The sequence below is a fragment of the Amycolatopsis sp. H20-H5 genome, assembly GCF_035828755.1.
Taxonomy (GTDB): domain Bacteria; phylum Actinomycetota; class Actinomycetes; order Mycobacteriales; family Pseudonocardiaceae; genus Amycolatopsis.
Map to the genome: position 1 here is coordinate 38697 of NZ_JAYMZS010000025.1, position 16184 is coordinate 54880.

13 protein-coding genes are annotated in these 16184 nt (G+C 71.5%); 6 read left to right on the forward strand and 7 right to left on the reverse strand.

The annotated features are described in order from the left end of the window. From QMK34_RS16685 to QMK34_RS16695, 3 genes are all read left to right on the forward strand, one after another. Window positions 1-3330: KR domain-containing protein (locus tag QMK34_RS16685; protein WP_326414914.1), on the forward strand; the 3330-nt coding region annotated here is incomplete at its 5' end. A gap of 11 nt (window positions 3331-3341) precedes the next feature. Next, entirely contained in the window at window positions 3342-4991 is a 1650-nt protein-coding gene (locus QMK34_RS16690) for a (2,3-dihydroxybenzoyl)adenylate synthase (RefSeq protein WP_326414915.1), read from the forward strand. 400 nt (window positions 4992-5391) lie between these two features. Beyond that, window positions 5392-5826 (forward strand): enediyne antibiotic chromoprotein, encoded by a 435-nt coding sequence (locus QMK34_RS16695; RefSeq protein ID WP_326414916.1) that lies wholly within the window; start codon window positions 5392-5394, stop codon window positions 5824-5826. A gap of 44 nt (window positions 5827-5870) precedes the next feature. Here the strand turns inward: QMK34_RS16695 and QMK34_RS16700 are convergent, their stop codons facing one another. Further along, entirely contained in the window at window positions 5871-6782 is a 912-nt protein-coding gene (locus tag QMK34_RS16700) for an alpha/beta hydrolase (protein ID WP_326414917.1), read from the reverse strand. A 150-nt stretch (window positions 6783-6932) separates the two neighbouring features. Here QMK34_RS16700 and QMK34_RS16705 point away from each other — a divergent pair, with 150 nt between their 5' ends. Further along, complete coding sequence (locus QMK34_RS16705) at window positions 6933-8336, forward strand: aldehyde dehydrogenase family protein (protein WP_326414918.1); 1404 nt, start codon at window positions 6933-6935, stop codon at window positions 8334-8336. Here the strand turns inward: QMK34_RS16705 and QMK34_RS16710 are convergent. From QMK34_RS16710 to QMK34_RS16735, 6 genes are all read right to left on the reverse strand, one after another. Beyond that, entirely contained in the window at window positions 8320-9474 is a 1155-nt protein-coding gene (locus QMK34_RS16710; RefSeq protein ID WP_326414919.1) for a DegT/DnrJ/EryC1/StrS family aminotransferase, read from the reverse strand. The genes QMK34_RS16705 and QMK34_RS16710 overlap by 17 nt on opposite strands. Then, window positions 9471-10541 (reverse strand): glycosyltransferase family 4 protein, encoded by a 1071-nt coding sequence (locus tag QMK34_RS16715; RefSeq protein WP_326414956.1) that lies wholly within the window; start codon window positions 10539-10541, stop codon window positions 9471-9473. Before QMK34_RS16715 ends, QMK34_RS16710 begins: the two co-directional genes overlap by 4 nt. A gap of 5 nt (window positions 10542-10546) precedes the next feature. Continuing rightward, window positions 10547-11365 (reverse strand): nucleotidyltransferase family protein, encoded by an 819-nt coding sequence (locus QMK34_RS16720; protein WP_326414920.1) that lies wholly within the window; start codon window positions 11363-11365, stop codon window positions 10547-10549. Between the two features lie 5 nt (window positions 11366-11370). Then, window positions 11371-12072 carry a LuxR C-terminal-related transcriptional regulator gene (locus tag QMK34_RS16725; RefSeq protein WP_326414921.1) on the reverse strand — a complete coding sequence of 234 codons (702 nt, stop codon included), beginning with the start codon at window positions 12070-12072 and terminating at the stop codon, window positions 11371-11373. A 242-nt stretch (window positions 12073-12314) separates the two neighbouring features. After that, on the reverse strand, window positions 12315-12995 hold the full coding sequence (locus QMK34_RS16730) for a winged helix-turn-helix transcriptional regulator (protein ID WP_326414922.1): 681 nt from the start codon (window positions 12993-12995) through the stop codon (window positions 12315-12317). A 40-nt stretch (window positions 12996-13035) separates the two neighbouring features. Beyond that, window positions 13036-13878, reverse strand: a complete 843-nt coding sequence (locus tag QMK34_RS16735; RefSeq protein ID WP_326414923.1) for an AfsR/SARP family transcriptional regulator — start codon at window positions 13876-13878, stop codon at window positions 13036-13038. A gap of 319 nt (window positions 13879-14197) precedes the next feature. On the opposite strand from QMK34_RS16735, the gene QMK34_RS16740 reads away from it, so the two are divergent. Next, a complete protein-coding gene (locus QMK34_RS16740; RefSeq protein WP_326414924.1) occupies window positions 14198-15097 on the forward strand; it encodes a helix-turn-helix domain-containing protein in 900 nt (299 codons plus the stop codon). Between the two features lie 13 nt (window positions 15098-15110). Next, entirely contained in the window at window positions 15111-16106 is a 996-nt protein-coding gene (locus QMK34_RS16745) for a DUF1702 family protein (protein ID WP_326414925.1), read from the forward strand. Window positions 16107-16184 lie beyond the last annotated feature (78 nt).

Here is a 16184-nt window from a genome sequence, read left to right on the forward strand (position 1 = left end):
ACCCGCGCCCAGGGCGGGCGGCTCGTCTGCCGCCGCTCGGTGCTGCTGCGCCGGGTGGCCGGGCGGGGCGCCATGGCGATGGTGAACCTGCCGCCCGCCGAGGCCGAAGCCCGTCTCGGCGACAGCACGACCGTCGCGCTGGCCGTTGCCGCCTCGACCGGCTCTTCGGTGGTCTCCGGCGACGTTCCGGCGATCGAAGAGCTCTGCGAGCGTTGGCGCGCGGAAGGACTCGACGTCCGGCGCGTCGACACCGACGTCGCGTTCCACAGCCCGCAGATGGACCCGCTGCTCGGCGCACTGGCCGCCGCCGCGGCCGACCTGCCGCCGTGCGCGCCCACCATTCCCTTGTACAGCACGGCTTTGCCGGACCCGCGATCCGCAGCTGTCCGCGACGGTGGCTACTGGGCGGCCAACCTGCGCGGCCAGGTGCGGTTCGCGCAGGCCGTGACCGCGGCCGCCGAGGACGGCTACCGGCTGTTCGTCGAGATCTCCGCGCATCCGGTCGTGGAGCACTCGCTCGTCGAGACGCTCGACGAACTCGGCATCGAGGACGCGTTCGTCACGCATTCCCTGCGCCGCAACCGGCCCGAGCGCGAGACGCTGCTCTCGAACCTCGGCCTGCTGTACTGCCACGGCGCGACCGTCGACTGGGCCGGGCTGTGGCCGGAGGGCGGCCTCACCGACCTGCCGGTGACGGCGTGGCAGCACCGGCCGTACTGGTACGACGAGCCGCGCAGCCGCCCGGCGCTGACCGAACGGCACGATCCGGCGAGCCACACCCTGCTCGGCGGCCGTATCACCGTGCACGGCACGACGCCGGTGCAGGCCTGGGTGACCGACCTCGATCGCGAGTCGCGGCCGTACCCCGGCAGCCACCCCGTGCGCGAGGTCGAGATCATCCCGGCGGCGGTGCTGCTGAACAGTTTCCTCGCCGCCGCGCACGGGTATCTCACCGCCGCGAAGGCGAAGGTCCTTGGCACCTGGCCGGACCTGACCGACGTCGCGTTGCGGGTGCCGGTCAGCGTCACGAACCCGCGGCACGTCCAGATCGTGCTGCAGGACGGCACACTCCGGCTCTCGTCCCGTCTCGCGGGCGCCACCGCCGGGCCGGCGGACGACACTGGCTGGCTGACCCACACGACGGCGGCCCTCGCGCCGTACGCCGGGCTCGGCGAACCCACCGAGGTGGCCGCTCCCGAGCAGCTCCCGGCCGGGTACGTCGTCGATCGGCTCGCCACGCTCGGCGTCGCCGCGATGGGCTTTCCCTGGACTGTGGAGGAGATCAGCCGCGGTGAAGGCACCTTGTCGGCCACCATCCACACCGGACAGACGACCGGCTGGGCGCCCATCCTGGACGCCGCGCTGTCGGCCGCCTCGGTGGTGTTCGGCGGGCCGCCGATCCTGCGCATGCCCGCGCACATCCACCACGTGACGCTCGCCCCGCAGGCGCCAGCCCGTGCGCGGGTCACCGTCCGCACGCTCGGCGACGACGTGGTCGACGTCGAGATCATCGGCGACGACGGCGTCCTGGTCGGCAAACTGTCCCGGCTGCGCTACGGCGTGCTGGACGGGACCGCCGGGACGGTCACGAGCCCGCGCCGCCTGGTCCACCGGATCGGCTGGCAGCCGGTGCCCGCCCTCGGCCGCGAGACTGCCGTGGCGAAGGTGGTCCTCGTCGGGCCCGACACGGACCTGCTCGCGACGCTGGCCGAACGGTTTGAGGCCGAAGGCATCTGGAACCGGGTCGTCACCACCCCGGACGAGCTGCGCGAAAGCGAGCTCACCAGCGATCACACGGTACTGGTGGTGCCGTCACAAAGTCCCTTGTGGACACTGGATTCCCTCGACCGCCCAGGCGAACCCGCCGTGCGGTCGGCCTGGCTGCTGACCCGTGCCGCGCAGCGGATCGCCGGTGCCCGCCTGGCGAAACCCGCCCGGCTGTGGTGCGTCACGCAGAACGTGCGGGACGGCGAAGACGCGGGGTCGCTCGGGCAGGGCTCGCTCTGGGGACTGGGCCGGATCATCGGTGGCGAACACCCCGAGTTCTGGGGCGGCATCGTCGACATAGGACAGTCTACTGAGGACTTGTCGGCGCTGGTCGACGTCCTCAGGGGCGTCCGCGGCGAGGACGTCGTCGCGGTCCGCGAGGGCGAGGCCACGGTGCCGCGGCTGCACCGGATCGACGGCGAGCCCGTCCGGTCCCCGCTGACCTGTCGTCCGGACGGGACGTACCTGATCACCGGCGGGCTTGGCGTGCTCGGCCTCGAGGTCGCGCACTGGCTGGCCGACCGTGGTATGCGCCGGATCGTGCTCGCCGGGCGGCAGGCGCTGCCGCCGCGCGACACCTGGGACGAGCTCACCGACCCCGGCACGCTGGCGCGGATCGAGTCGATCCGTTCCCTCGAACGGCTCGGCGTCACCGTGGCCACCGTCGCGCTGGACATCGCCGACCCCGACGCCGCGACCAAGCTGCTTTCGCCAGCGGCGCTCGGGTTGCCGCCGATCCGGGGAATCGTGCACGCGGCCGGGATCGTCGACAACCGGACCCTCGGCTCGCTCGACGAGGACGCGCTGCGCACGGTCCTGCGGCCCAAAGTGGACGGTGCGCTGGTGCTGCACACCCTGTTCCCGCCGGGCAGTCTCGATTTCTTCGTGCTGTTCTCCTCCAGCGGCCAGCTGCTCAACCTGCCCGGCCAGGCGAGCTACGCCGCGGGCAACGCGTTCCTCGACACGCTCGCCGCGCACCGCCGGGCCGCCGGGGACACCGCGACGACCAGCTTCGGCTGGACCTCGTGGCGCGGGCTGGGGATGTCGACGTCCTCGGCGGCGATCGACGTCGAGCTGGCCGCGCGCGGCACGGCCGACATCAGCCTGACGGAGGCCTTCGGCTCCTGGGAGCTGGCCGAGCGGTACGACCTCGGCTACGCGGCCGTGCTGCGGACCATCCCCCTGGAGGCCGGGGACCGCAGGCCACCGCTGCTCTCGGAGCTGCCAGAGGACACGGCGGCCGGGGAGTCCGCGGCGGAGGCCCCGGCCGAGGGCTGGCGGGAGCTCACCGGTGCCGACCTGCGCGAGTTCGTCATCGGGGAGATCAGCGCGCAGGTCGTCACGGAGACGAAGCTCGCGGCCTCCGAGGTCGATCCGCGCCGGGCCCTGCTGGAGATGGGCCTCGACTCGGTGATGACCGTGCGGATCCGGCGCGCGCTGGAACGGCGGTTCGGGCTGCCGCTCCCGGCGACGTTGTTCTGGGACCACCCGACGATCGACGCGGTCACGGCCCTGCTCGCCGAGCGTCTCGAAGAGGATCAGGACCGGCCCGCCGCCGCATGAGGAGAACCGCGATGAACCGTGCAGGTGTGGTGCGCTGGCCCGAGGACGTGGCCGAGGCCTACCGGACGGCCGGGTGCTGGCTCGGTCGTCCGCTCGGCTCCTGGCTGTGGGAGTGGGCGGACCGCTGGGGTGACCGGACGGCGGTGGTCGACGGCGAACAGCGGCTGAACTACCGCGAACTCGCCGAGCGCGCCGACGGCCTCGCCGAAGGGCTGGCCGGGCTGGGGCTCGGGCACGGCGACACCGTGCTCGTCCAGCTCCCGAACTGCTGGGAGTTCGTCGCGGTCACCCTGGCCTGTTTCCGGCTCGGGGTGGCGCCGGTGATGATGCTGCCGCCGCACCGGGAGTACGAGCTGACCTCGATCGGCGCGCACGTCGACGCGAAGGCCGTGATCGTGCCCGGGGTGTGGAAGGGCTACGACCACCAGGAGCTCGCCCACCGGGTGGCCGCCGCGCTCCCGTCGCGCGCGCGGGTGCTGGTGGCGGGCGGGGAGGTGCAGCCGGACAGCGTCGACCTGCGCGACCTGATCAAGACCGGGGGCGCCGCGCTGCGCCGCCGCTGGCTCGACGAGCGGGCGCCGTCGGCGTCGGACGTCGCGCTGTTCCTGCTGTCCGGCGGGACGACCGGGGTGCCCAAGGTGATCAGCCGGACGCACGACGACTACGAGTACAACCTCCGCCGGGTCGCGCGGGCCTGCCGGTTCGACGAGGACACGGTGTACCTCACGGTGCTGCCCGCCGGGCACAATTTCCCGCTCGCCAACCCGGGGATCCTGGGCGCGCTGGCGTCGGGTGGCCGGGCCGTGCTGCTGCCCTCGCCCCGGCCGGAGGCGGTTTTCGAGGCGATCGAGGCCGAGGGGGTCACGGCCACTTCGGCGGTGCCCGCGGTGGTGCTGAAGTGGATGGAGGCGGCCGCGGCGAGCACGCGCGACCTGTCCAGCCTCCAGTACGTCCACGTCGGCGGCTCCGTCCTGTCCCCGGAGGTCGCCGCGCGGATCGGGCCGTCGCTGGGCTGCCGCCTGCAGCAGGTGTACGGGATGGCCGAGGGGCTCATCTGCTACACCCCCGCCGACGCGTCCGCGGAGATTTCCTTTGCCACGCAAGGATCTCCGGTGAGCCCGTTCGACGAGCTACTGGTCGTCGGCCCCGACGGGCTCGCGGTGCCGCCCGGCGAAGTCGGCGAGCTGCTGACTCGCGGCCCGTACACCCCGCGTGGCTATTTCGGTGTCCCCGAACAGAATCTTGTGTCGTTCACGCCTGACGGCTGGTTCCGCACCGGCGACCTCGTGCGCCTCACGCCCGAGGGGCACGTGGTGGTCTGCGGCCGCGTCAAGGACCTGATCAACCGGGCGGGGGAGAAGATCTCGGCGGGTGAGATCGAGACCCTCGTCCAGGAGTTGCCCCAGGTCGCCGAGGTGGCCGCCGTCCCTGCTCCCGACCTGGACGTCGGCGAGCGCGTCTGCCTGTTCGTCCGCCTCCACCCCGGCTGCCACCTCACCCTCACCGCGATAGCCGAGGCTTTCCGCACCCGCGGCGTCGCCGCCTTCAAAACCCCGGAACTCCTGTACATCCTGGACGAACTCCCGCACACCCCCGTCGGCAAACCAGACAAGAAAGCCCTCCGAACCCTCCTTCCCGCCGCCCACCCCTTCGCCGCCTGACCCTTTTCCCCCCACCCGCCCGGCGTTCCCCGCGCCGGGCATTTGTCATGCCCCTTCAACGCCGTGCGTAGAAAGCTGCCACCCGTGTCTGTGCGGACGTCACGCGTGATCAGAATGCCGTCACGCGTGTCTGGACTGCCGCCTCGCTTTGCTTGTCCTGCAAGGTTGTGAAGGCAGTGCGGACACGGGCTGGTTTATTCCGGGTTTTGGTTCTTTGATCGTGCGGCATTTTTCTTGATCGCTTTGTTGACAGGGTTAAGTCGTGAACCTTAACCTTGTGGAGTCGGAAAGATTGTTGGACAGTAACCGACTCTTTCCGATTTCACCCGGCCGCCGTTTCTCACGGCGGGTTCCGAAATTCCACTCCATTCACGTGAAGGGATCACTTATGTCCAAGATCATGCGCGGGGCACGTGTGGGCAAGGCTGTCGCGGCGCTGGCGGCGGGTGCCGGTCTGGTGCTGCTGACGGTTCCGTCCGCGGGTGCCGCGGAGGCCGCCGCTCCGGCGATCTCCGTGTCCCCGGCGAGCGGCCTGAGCAACGGGCAGGCCGTCACCGTGACCGGCACCGGGTTCCCGGCGGGCGCGCAGGTCGGCGCCTCGGAGTGCAGCAACGGGACCTGGCCGGACGTCCGCTGCGACTCGGCCGACGGCGTCTCCGCGACGGCCGACGCGAGCGGCGGCTTCAGTGTCACCTTGACGGTGCGCACCGCCTTCCAGGGCGCCGGCCAGCCCGCCGGGCCGGTCGACTGCCTGTCCGCACCCGGCTGCGCCGTCCGCGCGGGCGACACGACCGGAGCGGTCGTCGCCGCGCCGGTCGCCCTCGCCTTCAGCTGACCGGTGCCGTGCGTGGATCGCGGCCTGCCCGCGATCCACGCGCGTCAGCGAAAGGCGCTGGTCAGAGCGGTCACGGCGGCCTGCTCGGCCTCCCGGGCGATCGGGACCAGTTCGCCGAGGCCGAACGTCCCATGGAACAGGCCGTCCACCTGGTGCACCCGGGCGGGCACCCCGGCGTCGATCAGCCGGGCGCCGTACGCGGCACCCTCCTCGCGCAGCGGGTCGTGCTCGGCGGTGATCACCAGCGCGGGCGGGAGGCCGGAAAGGTCCTCCGCGAGCAGCGGTGAGGCGTACGGCTGCCGCCCGTCGGCCGGGTCCGCCAGGTACTGCTCGACGTACCAGCGCATGTGCGCGCTGGTCAGCAGGTAGCCCTCGGCGTTCTCGGCCCGCGGGGCGAAGCAGTCGGTCACCGGGTAGATCAGCAGTTGGAAGTCGAGCCGGGGGAAGCCTTCGTCCCTGGCCCGCAGGCAGGTCACCGCCGCGAGGTTCCCGCCAGCGCTGTCCCCGGCCACGGCGAGCCACGCCGGGTCGCCACCGAGTTCGGCCGCGTGCTCGGCGACCCAGCAGACGGCGTCATAGGCGTCGTCGGCCGCCGCCGGGTAGCGGTGTTCCGGGGCCCGCCGGTAGTCCACCGAGACGACGATGGCCGACGCGTCCTCGCACAGCAGGCGGCAGACGCCATCGTGGCTGTCGAGATCGCAGAGCACGAAACCGCCACCGTGGAAGTAGACGATCACCGGCGGCGCCGGGTTTTCCGTCCGGGGACGGTAAACGCGGGCCCGGATGCCGGGCGGGATCGCCACGTCCTCGACGGCCGCCACCTCGCGGCCGCGCGGGAAGCGCGCCTTCGCGTAGATGCGCCGGGCCTCCTGCGCGTCGGTCACCGTGCCACCGAGGTCGGGATAGGCCGCGGTCATCAGCCGCAGCATGGCCGCGGTATAGGCGTCCAGAGCCATGACGCACCTCCTGGCCCCACTATTCCCCGCCCGCGCCCCCCGCCCCAGTCCCGCACGGGCGGCCGAACGGCTATAGCCCAACGCGGGCTGACGAAATCCCCTCGCACCAAGGAAAATGGGCGACAGGACCTCGGGAAGGGACCAGTGCCGATGCCGCACGTCATGACGATCGACGGCCGCCCGGTCCAGGGCGCGCACCGCCTCCGGGTCGAGGATCCCGCGCTGGGCAAGGCTTTTGACGAAGCCCCGGACTGCTCGCCCGCCGAGCTGGACACCGCCGTCGCCGCCGCCGAGGTCGCGAGCAGGCAGTGGGCCGGGCTCTCCGAGGCCGCGCGGCGTCAGGCGTTGCTGGCCTGCGGAACGCTGCTTTCCCAGCACAGTAAGGAAATCGCCCTGCTGCTGACTCGTGAACAGGGCAAGCCGTACCGCGCCGCGGCGGCCGAAGTCGGCCTCGCCGCGGACTGGTTCCGCCAGACCGCCCAGCTGACCCTGGTCCCCGGTGAGGTGGTCGCGGCCGGTGAACGGTCCGAGGTCCGGATCGACCGGATCCCGCACGGGGTGGTCGCCGCGATCTCGCCGTCCAACTTCCCGATCATCCTCGCGGTCACCAAGCTCGCCCCCGCCCTGCTGGCCGGGAACACGGTGGTGCTCAAGCCTTCGCCACTCACCCCGCTCTCGACGCTGCGCATGGGCGAGATCCTGAGCGACGCGCTCCCGCCCGGCGTGCTCGACGTGATCTCCGGCGGCGGCGACCTCGGCAGGCGGCTGACCACCCACCCCGGCGTCCGGATGATCTCGTTCACCGGCTCGGTGGCCACCGGCCGCGCGATCGCGCGCGACGCGGCGGGGACGTTCAAGCGCGTCGTACTCGAACTCGGCGGCAACGACGCCGCGATCGTGCTGCCGGACCAGGACGTCGGCGAGATCGCCGAGGCGCTGTTCGGCCGCGCGATGGAGAACAGTGGCCAGTTCTGCGCGGCCGTCAAGCGTGTGTACGTCGCCAGGCACCAGCAGGACGAGCTGGCCGAGGCCCTCGCGAAGCTGGCGCGCGGTACCAGGCTCGGCAACGGCCTCGACCCCGAGACCGACCTCGGCCCGCTGGTCAGCGCCGAGCAGCTCGACTGGGTCTCGACCCTGGTCCGTGAGGCCGAGGAGGCGGGCGCGCGCGTTGTCGCCGGTGGTGCACCCGTTCCCGGCGTTGGCCACTTCTACCCGCCGACCATCGTCACCGGGCTCCCGGCCGGAACCCGGTTGGAGACCGAGGAGCAGTTCGGGCCGGTGCTGCCGGTGCTCGCCTACGACAGCGTCGACGAGGCGATCACCCGCGCGAACGCCACCGAGTTCGGCCTCGGCGGCTCGGTCTGGGGCGAGGAGTCCGCCGCGCGCAAGGTCGCCGCCGAGCTGGACTGCGGCACGAGCTGGGTCAACACGCACGGCGCCCTGCGCGGCGACGCCCCGTTCGGGGGCTACCGCACGTCGGGCGTCGGCGTGGAATACGGCTACTGGGGTCTGCTCGAATACACCCGGCTCAAGGTCCTCAACGTCGCCCGCTGAGCAGGCTCGTGTTCAGCGTGTCCGCGACCAGTAAAGCGTCCTCTGTGGACATACGAGCGTGCAGGGGCAGCGAGAGCAGTCGCTCGGCCAGGCTTTCGGTCACCGGCAAGGAGCGCCGGTCTGAGCCGTACCGCTCGCGATAGTAGGAGAACAGGTGCGAGGGCGGGTAGTGCACCGAAGTCTGGATGCCCGCCGCGGTCAGCGCGCCGCGCACCTCTTCGCGGTCGACTCCCTCGGGCAGCGTGACCATCATCAGGTGGTACGCGGTGTCGCCCGTCCACTCTGCGAACGGCACCCCCACCCCGTCCAGCCGCGATCGATACGCGGCCACCAGCTCGCTGCGCAGCACACGGTCCTCGGCCAGCTTCGCGAGCTGGATCCGGCCGAGCGCCGAGCCGATCTCGGTGGGCCGGTAGTTCAGGCCGAGGCCGTCGACGTCGTACCCGCTCTGCCCGGTGCGCAGCCGTCGCCAGGTCGACGACGTCAGGCTGTGGGCGCGTGTCCGGCGGATCCGGTCCAGCAGCTCGGGGTCCTTGGCGAGCACCATGCCACCCTCGCCGGTGGCGACGTTCTTGGTGGCGAAGAAGCTGAAACAGCCGATGTCGCCGAAGGTGCCGAGCGCCTGTTCCCGTTCGAACACCGCGGGTGCGTGGGCGGCGTCCTCGATCAGCCGCACCCCGTGCTCGCGCGCGATCTCCTGCAGCGCGACCAGGTCGGCGGGGTAGCCGCCGTAGTGCATACCGACGATCGCCCTGGTGCGCGGGGTGATCAGCGCGCACACGTCCGCCGGGTCGATCGTCAGGTCCACTTCGGACCTGACGTCGGCGAACACCGGGGTGGCGCCCTGCAACGCGGTGACCGCCGCCGAGGCGACGAAGCTGAGCGAGGGGACGATCACCTCGTCGCCGGGCCCGAGGCCCAGCGCCAGCACCGCGAGGTGCAGCGCCGCCGTCCCGCTGTTCACCGCGACCGCGTCCTCGACGCCGTGCGCGGCCGCGAACTCGCGCTCGAACTCCCTGGTCCGTGGACCCGCCGAAAGCCAGCGTGAGCGCAGGACTTCGGTGACGGCCTCGATCTCCGGCTCGCCGATGGTGTTGTCGGCGAAGGTGATCTTCCAGTCGGGTGCGGGGGAGCTCATGCGGTGTCCTGCCTCATCATCGTCGCGGTGATGGTCGCGTAGCCGTCCTCGACGGCCCCGGCGACCTTGGCCCAGCCGTGCTCGCGGCTCACTCTGTCCCGCCCGGCGCGGCCGAGCGCGTCCCTGGCATCGGTGTCGGTCAGCAGCCAGGTCAGCGCGGCGGCCAGCTCGGGCGGCCGCGGCCGCACCACCAGCCCGTCCACCCCGGCGCGCACGACGTGCTCGACGCCGGCGAAGTCGCCGCTCACCACCGGCTTCCCGCAGGCCCAGGCCTCCAGGAACACCAACGGGAAGACGTCGACGCTGGTGGGCAGGCAGAACACCGAACAGGCCGCGAGCGCGTCGTGCTTGGTCGGCTCGTCCACCACGCCGAGGTCGTGCACGCGGGGCCCGGCGTGCGCGCGGAACCGCTCCGCCGCGTCGGCGTCGCTGTTGGGCCCGGCGAAGACGAAGTCGGTGTCCGGCAAGGTCCGCCAGACCAGGCGGGTGGTCTCCAGCAGCGCGGCGTAGCCCTTGAACGCCGTGCGGCGGCCGACGAACAGCACACTCCGCTCACTCAGCCCGTGTTCCCGGCGGAACCGCTCCGGGCGCGGGCCGTCGCCGAGGTCGGCGGCGTGCGGGATGACCCTGATCCGCCGCGCGGGCGCACCGGCCGCCGCCAGATCGTCCACTTCGGACAGTGTCAGCGCGAACACCACGTCGGCGGCCCGGCAGGCGGCTGCGCACCGCTCGCGGTCCGGCCAGACCCCGGGCGCCGAACACGGGGTGAGCGCGAACGGCACCCCGTACCGGGCGGCCAGCCCGGCCGCGAAGTCCACGTGATCCGGCTTCGCCAGGTCGAACGCGTGCACGACGTCCGGTGCGGTGCGCCGGTAGTGATGGTCCACATCGGACGGTGTGGCGAACACCGGCCAGTACGGCGGCGCCATCCCGTCGGGCCGGGCGGAGTCCGTCAGCATCGCCACCCGGTGCCCGAGCGCGGCCAGCTGTTCGGTGGTGCGCCAGGCCATCCGCTCCGCACCCGCGAAGCCGGGGCGGTAACCGCCGAACACGACGAGCACGTCCATCCCGGTCACGCCGCCGGACCGTCGAGCCGCTGTTCCAGCAGCAGCGAGAGATCCGGGGCCGTCGCGTCGTCCTGCAGCGGGTCGGGTTCGAGGTGGACGCCGCCGGGCGCGGACCGGCGCCGGGGATCGAGGTACAGCTCCGGGTCCGCGAGGAACTCCGCCTTCGCCTGCCGGTAACGCGGATGCGTGCCGATGTCGTGCCAGGGCCCGGCGAAGCCGTAGCCGTTCACCGGCTCGTCGTGGTCGATCATCGCGTTGATCAGGTCCGGCATGTCGGCGGGCTCGTCCTCGGTGATGAACTTGCGCGCCAGCGGGTTCGCGACGTAGATGCCCGAGTTGACGTTCCAGTTGAAGCTCGGCTTCTCCCAGATCGCCCGCACCCGCTGGTCGATCACGTGCAGCATGCCGACGCTGGTCGGCAACCGGCGGCGGTGGAACGCGACGGTCAGCAGCGTTTCGCTGTCCGTGTGCTGGCGGTGCAGATCGGCGAAGTCCACAGTGGTCAGGATGTCGCCGTTCATCACCACCGCTGGCTCGTCCCATTCGGTGACGTTCAGCAGCGGAGCGGCGGTGCCCAGCGGCTCCGCGTCGAGCGAGTAGTCGATGGCGAGGCCCAGGCGCCGCCCGTCGCCGAACTCCTCACGGATCAGCTCCCCGAGATGCGAGATGCACAGCGTCACCCGCCGGAAACCGGCGCCGTGCAGCCGCCGCAGGGTGATCTCGAGGATCGAGTACGGCCCGAACCGGATGAGCGGCTTCGGGATGTTCCTGGTCAGGGGGGCGAGCCGGGTTCCCTTACCGCCCACCAGCAAGATCGCGTGCACGCCGGTCACCCGCCCAGACCGGTGCCGAGGTCGAGCAGGCCCCAGCGGCCTGCCAGCGCGATGGCTTCCTGCCGGTTGCGGGCGCCCATGCGCTGGTAGAGGTCCGCGAGCCGCCGGAAGACCTCGCGCTGCGAGTAGTTCTCCGAGCGCGCGAGCGCCACCACCGATTCACCCCAGGTGAGCCCGCGCAGCCAGCGGATCTCGGTTTCCGAGAGCGCGCAGGGCTGCCCCTGTTCCGCACGCGACCGCGCGATCGCCCGCGCCACCCCGGTGGGCAGGACGGTCTTCCCGGCCTGCGCGGCGCACAGCGCGTCGACGATTTCCGCCGGGCCCGCACACCAGCCGACGGCCGTGTGCGCGCCCGCCCGCAGCGCCCGCAGGTAGTCCTCCGGCTCGGTGGACAGCAGCACCGCCACCACCACCAGCTCGGGGAAGTCGTCGGTGAGCGTGCGCAGCTCGCGGACGTCCCCCGGTGATTCCACGGTGATCAGCGCGGTCCCGATCTCTTGGTGGCGAAGCGCTTCCGCCGGTTCGGTGCAGCGGTGCGCGGCGAACCCCGCACGCTCCACAATGGACGCCATCCCGGCGCAGAACGCCGGGATGCGGCCGGCGACGAGCACCGCGCCGCGGGCGGCGGCCATTTCCCCGGTGCTCGCGACGGGTTCGGCCTCGGACTGGTTCTCCGAACGCAGGTGCGTGACGGTCATACCGAACTCCCACCATGTCAGGTCACGACCAGTGTTCCGCGCCGGGACCGCCGCGTCCTCTCCCATTCTGCCCAAGGCACTCGCGCGCTCAGCCCGCTCGGGCTGCGGCCCCCCCCCCCCCCGAGTGTGGAACTCGCGCAACGCGCCGCGAGTCCCACACTCAGGGGCACGAGTCCCACGTAGTCGACACCCCGGACAACGCCCGGATGTCCACTGGCGGCACGGCGAGGCCTTGGTACCAGCTAGTGCACCGCGAGTCCGACGGAAGGCTTGGGCGCGGACGGGATGTGGAACAGGCTGGTGAACAGCTCCAGGTGCGCGGGGTCGCCCTCGATGGCGACCAGGCCGCTGCGCAGCGCCTGGTCGGCCGAGACCTCGCCGGTCAGCAGCGGGACCAGGGAAGCCTGCGAGCAGATCACCAGATCGGCCGCCGGGTAGGAGCCCTCGGCGACCTTGAGCGCGCCGCCGTCGACCAGCGCGTGCACGACCATGGGCCCGTAGCGCAGCTCGAAGCTGACGTGCGCGTTCCGCGCGGCTTCGGCACGGAACGTCGTGTACAGCGAGAGAATGGCGGAGTCGAGGGTGAACACGTCCTGCTGCCCGGGGACGCCGAGCGACCGCGCGCCCCACAGCCCGAGCTGCAGGAGGATCTGGTCGAGCTCGGCGCCATACTCGGTCAGCTCGTAGACGACCGCCGCGTCGAGCTGGGGCAGCACCCGCCGCCGCAGGACCCCGCTGGACTCCATGTCGTTGAGCCGCGAGGACAGGATGCTCGCCGGGATCCGGGGCAGGCCGGTCCTGAGGTCGGTGAAGCGTTTCGGGCCCAGCAGCAGGTCACGGATGATCAGCATCGACCAGCGTTCGCCGACGAGCTCGAGAGCGCGGGCGACGCCGCAGAACTGTCCGTAGGTGCGCACAGTCATCAGTGCATCCTCGTTTTCCGGGTCGTGGTGGTACTGCGGATCAGGCGGTCTTTTCACCTTCGGAGAGCAGTTCGTGGTGCAGCAGCTGCAGTTCGTCGCACGGCTCGACGCCGAGTTCCGCGTGCAGCCGGTTGCGCAGCTGCCGGAACGAGGCCATCGCGTCGGACCGTCGGCCGCTGCGGCCGAGGACCCGCATCAGCTGACCGTTGAGGCCCTCGTCCAGCGGGTTCGCCGCGACCAGCGAGCGCAGCTCGCCGATCAGCTCGCGGTGCATCCCGCCGGCGATCTCCGCCTCGATGCGCAGGTGCTGCGCGCTGCGCCGCTGCTCGATCAGGTCGACCACGCACGCCGACAGCATCGGTCCACATTGGACGTTCGCGAGCGGGGCGCCGGACCACAGGCCCATGGCCAGCTGGAAACACCGGGCCGCCTCGCTGTAGCGGCACTGCCGCAGCAGCTCGCGGCCCTGGTGGCAGTGCTGCTGGAAGGTGAACACGTCCACCTGCGCCGGGTCGATCCGGAGCAGGTAGCCCGGCGGTTTGGTCAGCAGCACGGTCTCGGAGTCGTTGGTCAGCCCGATTTCCCGGACGTAGCGGCGCAGGTGGTAGACGTAGGTGTGCATCGTCGGCCGGACGCTGCGGGGCGGATCACCGGCCCACAGCTCCTGGATGATCGAATCGATGTGCACGACCTTGCCAGGGTGCAGCACCAGCATGGCCAGCAGCTGCAACACTTTCGGCGTGGTCGGTGCGTGGTCCGTCCCGTCCTTCACGACTTCGAGCGGCCCGAGCACGGTGAAGCGCACCTGGTCCCCGCTCACGGCTTCCGGCACCCCCGGTGCCGGGTCGTCGGGCCGGTTCGCTACTTTCGTCTCGGCGTACATCGCAGCGCCTCCCAGTTGGTTCGTACTGTTCCCCCGTGCTGTGCGGCCCAGCTGAGCCCGGCCACCGTTTTGCCCGGTCCTGACAGTGACAGAGGCCACTGTCCCAAGCCAGTGAGCGGTCCACCGAAGCTCGCGTGCGTTCTTCAAGCCGCCGCGTGAAAAATGCACGGGATCCCGGCGCCTTCGCCACGAACGTCACCCACATGTACGCATCTGGGGCCGTTTTGTTTCCGGCCTCGATCGCTTCCTCTAGAGCGCTCCTAGCACCGCCGCCTTCTCTGTTTCACACGGACATCGACTTCTGAATCCGAGGGTGATCATGGAGCTACGCCACGACTTGACCGCGGTGCGCGGGGACTGCGCCGGGGAGCCGGAAATCTTTCCCGAAACCGAACCGCCCGTACTGGCGGTGCGCAAGGCGATCTCGTCGATGCGGGCCCGGTACTTCGATCCGATCACGCTCACCGAGCTCGCGTCGGAGGTGTTCGTGAGCCCGTTCCACTTCTCGCGGATCTTCGCCAAGGCGATCGGCGTGACCCCGGGCCGCTACCTCACCGCACTGCGGATGTTCGAGGCCAAACGACTCCTGCTGACCACCTCGCTGACCGTGTCGGACATCGTCTGCAGCGTCGGCTACAGCAGCGTCGGCACCTTCACTAGCCGGTTCACCCGCGCGGTCGGGATGACCCCGACCCAGTACCGCGAGCCGGAGGTCGGCGAGCTGCTCGTCGCCGTCGCGCCGCAGTTCCAGCACCTCCCGTCGCTCGGCATGCTGCGCGAGGTCAGCCGCGACTTCGACCAGGAGTCACCGGGCGGCGGCGTGGTGACCGGCCGCGTCGACCTGCCGCCGGGCGCCGGGCCCGCCACCGTGTTCGTCGGGCTGTTCGGCGAGGCCGTCCCGCAGCGCGGGCCGGTGGCGTTCACCGGGCTGGCGAGCGTGCGGTCCTCGGAGTTCGAGGTCCGCGGGGTCCCGGACGGGCGGTGGTCGGTCGTCGCGATCGCCCAGCACTCGGCACCGGGCGGCGAGCTCACGTACTCGGTCGGCCGTCCGCAGCGCGCGGTCCAGGTCGGCCCGCACAGCGCGCCGGACGTGCGGATCCCGCTGCGCGGCCCGCGTCAGACCGACCTGCCGATCGCGGTGACGCTGGCTTCGCGCCACTCGCTCGCCCGCAACCGCATGCTCGCCGACCAGCGGCCTTACCTGCGCGCCGTCGCCTGAAGGGACACGACCCATGCCGACGTTGCTTGGCGGACTCCGCCGCCGCCTGCTCGCGCCTTCCCTGACCTCGGTGAGTTTCGCCGGGCGAGGCTTCCCCATCACCCCCAGCGCCGCGACTTCGCGGCTGGAAACCGTGCCACAAGCGGTGGTCTGCGGGTTCGAATGGGGAATCGAGGCGCCCGCCCTGTGGGAGATCGAACGACGGCTCGACATGATCGAGCCGGAACAGCGCGGTTTCGCCTACGAGGGCGCGACCATGGCGGCCACCATTCTCGACGTCATGCCGGGACGACGGCGTGATCGCACCCGCGAGCTGCTTGAAGGCCCCGGCAAACCGCACATCTTCCTCGCCTACATCGGCATCGGCTTCGCGATGGCGCGGCTGCCGAGGCCGTTGTGGAAGAAAGTGCTGCCCGAGCTGACCGGGGTGCCGTACCACCCGGTGATGAGCTGGCTGGCCGTCGACGGTTACGGGTTCGACCGCGCGTACTTCGACACCCGGCGCTGGGTGGACGAGCAGTACGTGCCGAAGCCCTACCCGTGGGAGGACCGGCCCGACTACTTCCTCCGCGCGGTCGACCAGGGCGTCGGCCGGGCGCTGTGGTTCATCCACGGTGCGAACCCCGGCGACGTCGCCGACGCGGTGAACCGGTTCGCCGGGCACCGCCGCGCCGACCTGTGGAGCGGCGTCGGCCTGGCCTCGACGTTCGCGGGCGGCTGCGGCAGGCAGGGCCTGGCCCTGCTCCGCGACGCGGCGGGGGAGCACCAGGACGAACTGGCGCTGGGCATGGTGTTCGCGGTCAAGGCCCGCACCTACTCGGGGTTCGTCCCGCCGCACACCCGGCTGGCGGCCACCACCCTGGGCGGGCTCACCCTCGACGCCGCCCACGAACTGGGCGACCGCACCGAGGTCGCCGCGGACGCTCCGGGGCCGGAACCGGCCTACGAGCAGTGGCGTCAGCGGATTCGCGACCACTTCGCCGTGTCCGGGCAACGGCTGGCGAGCTGACCTTTTCCGCGATTCATTCCGCATTCGTGAAACAGCGCAGTAAAAGAGAATTCCCGGCGCAACCGGGGAGTGGTCCGT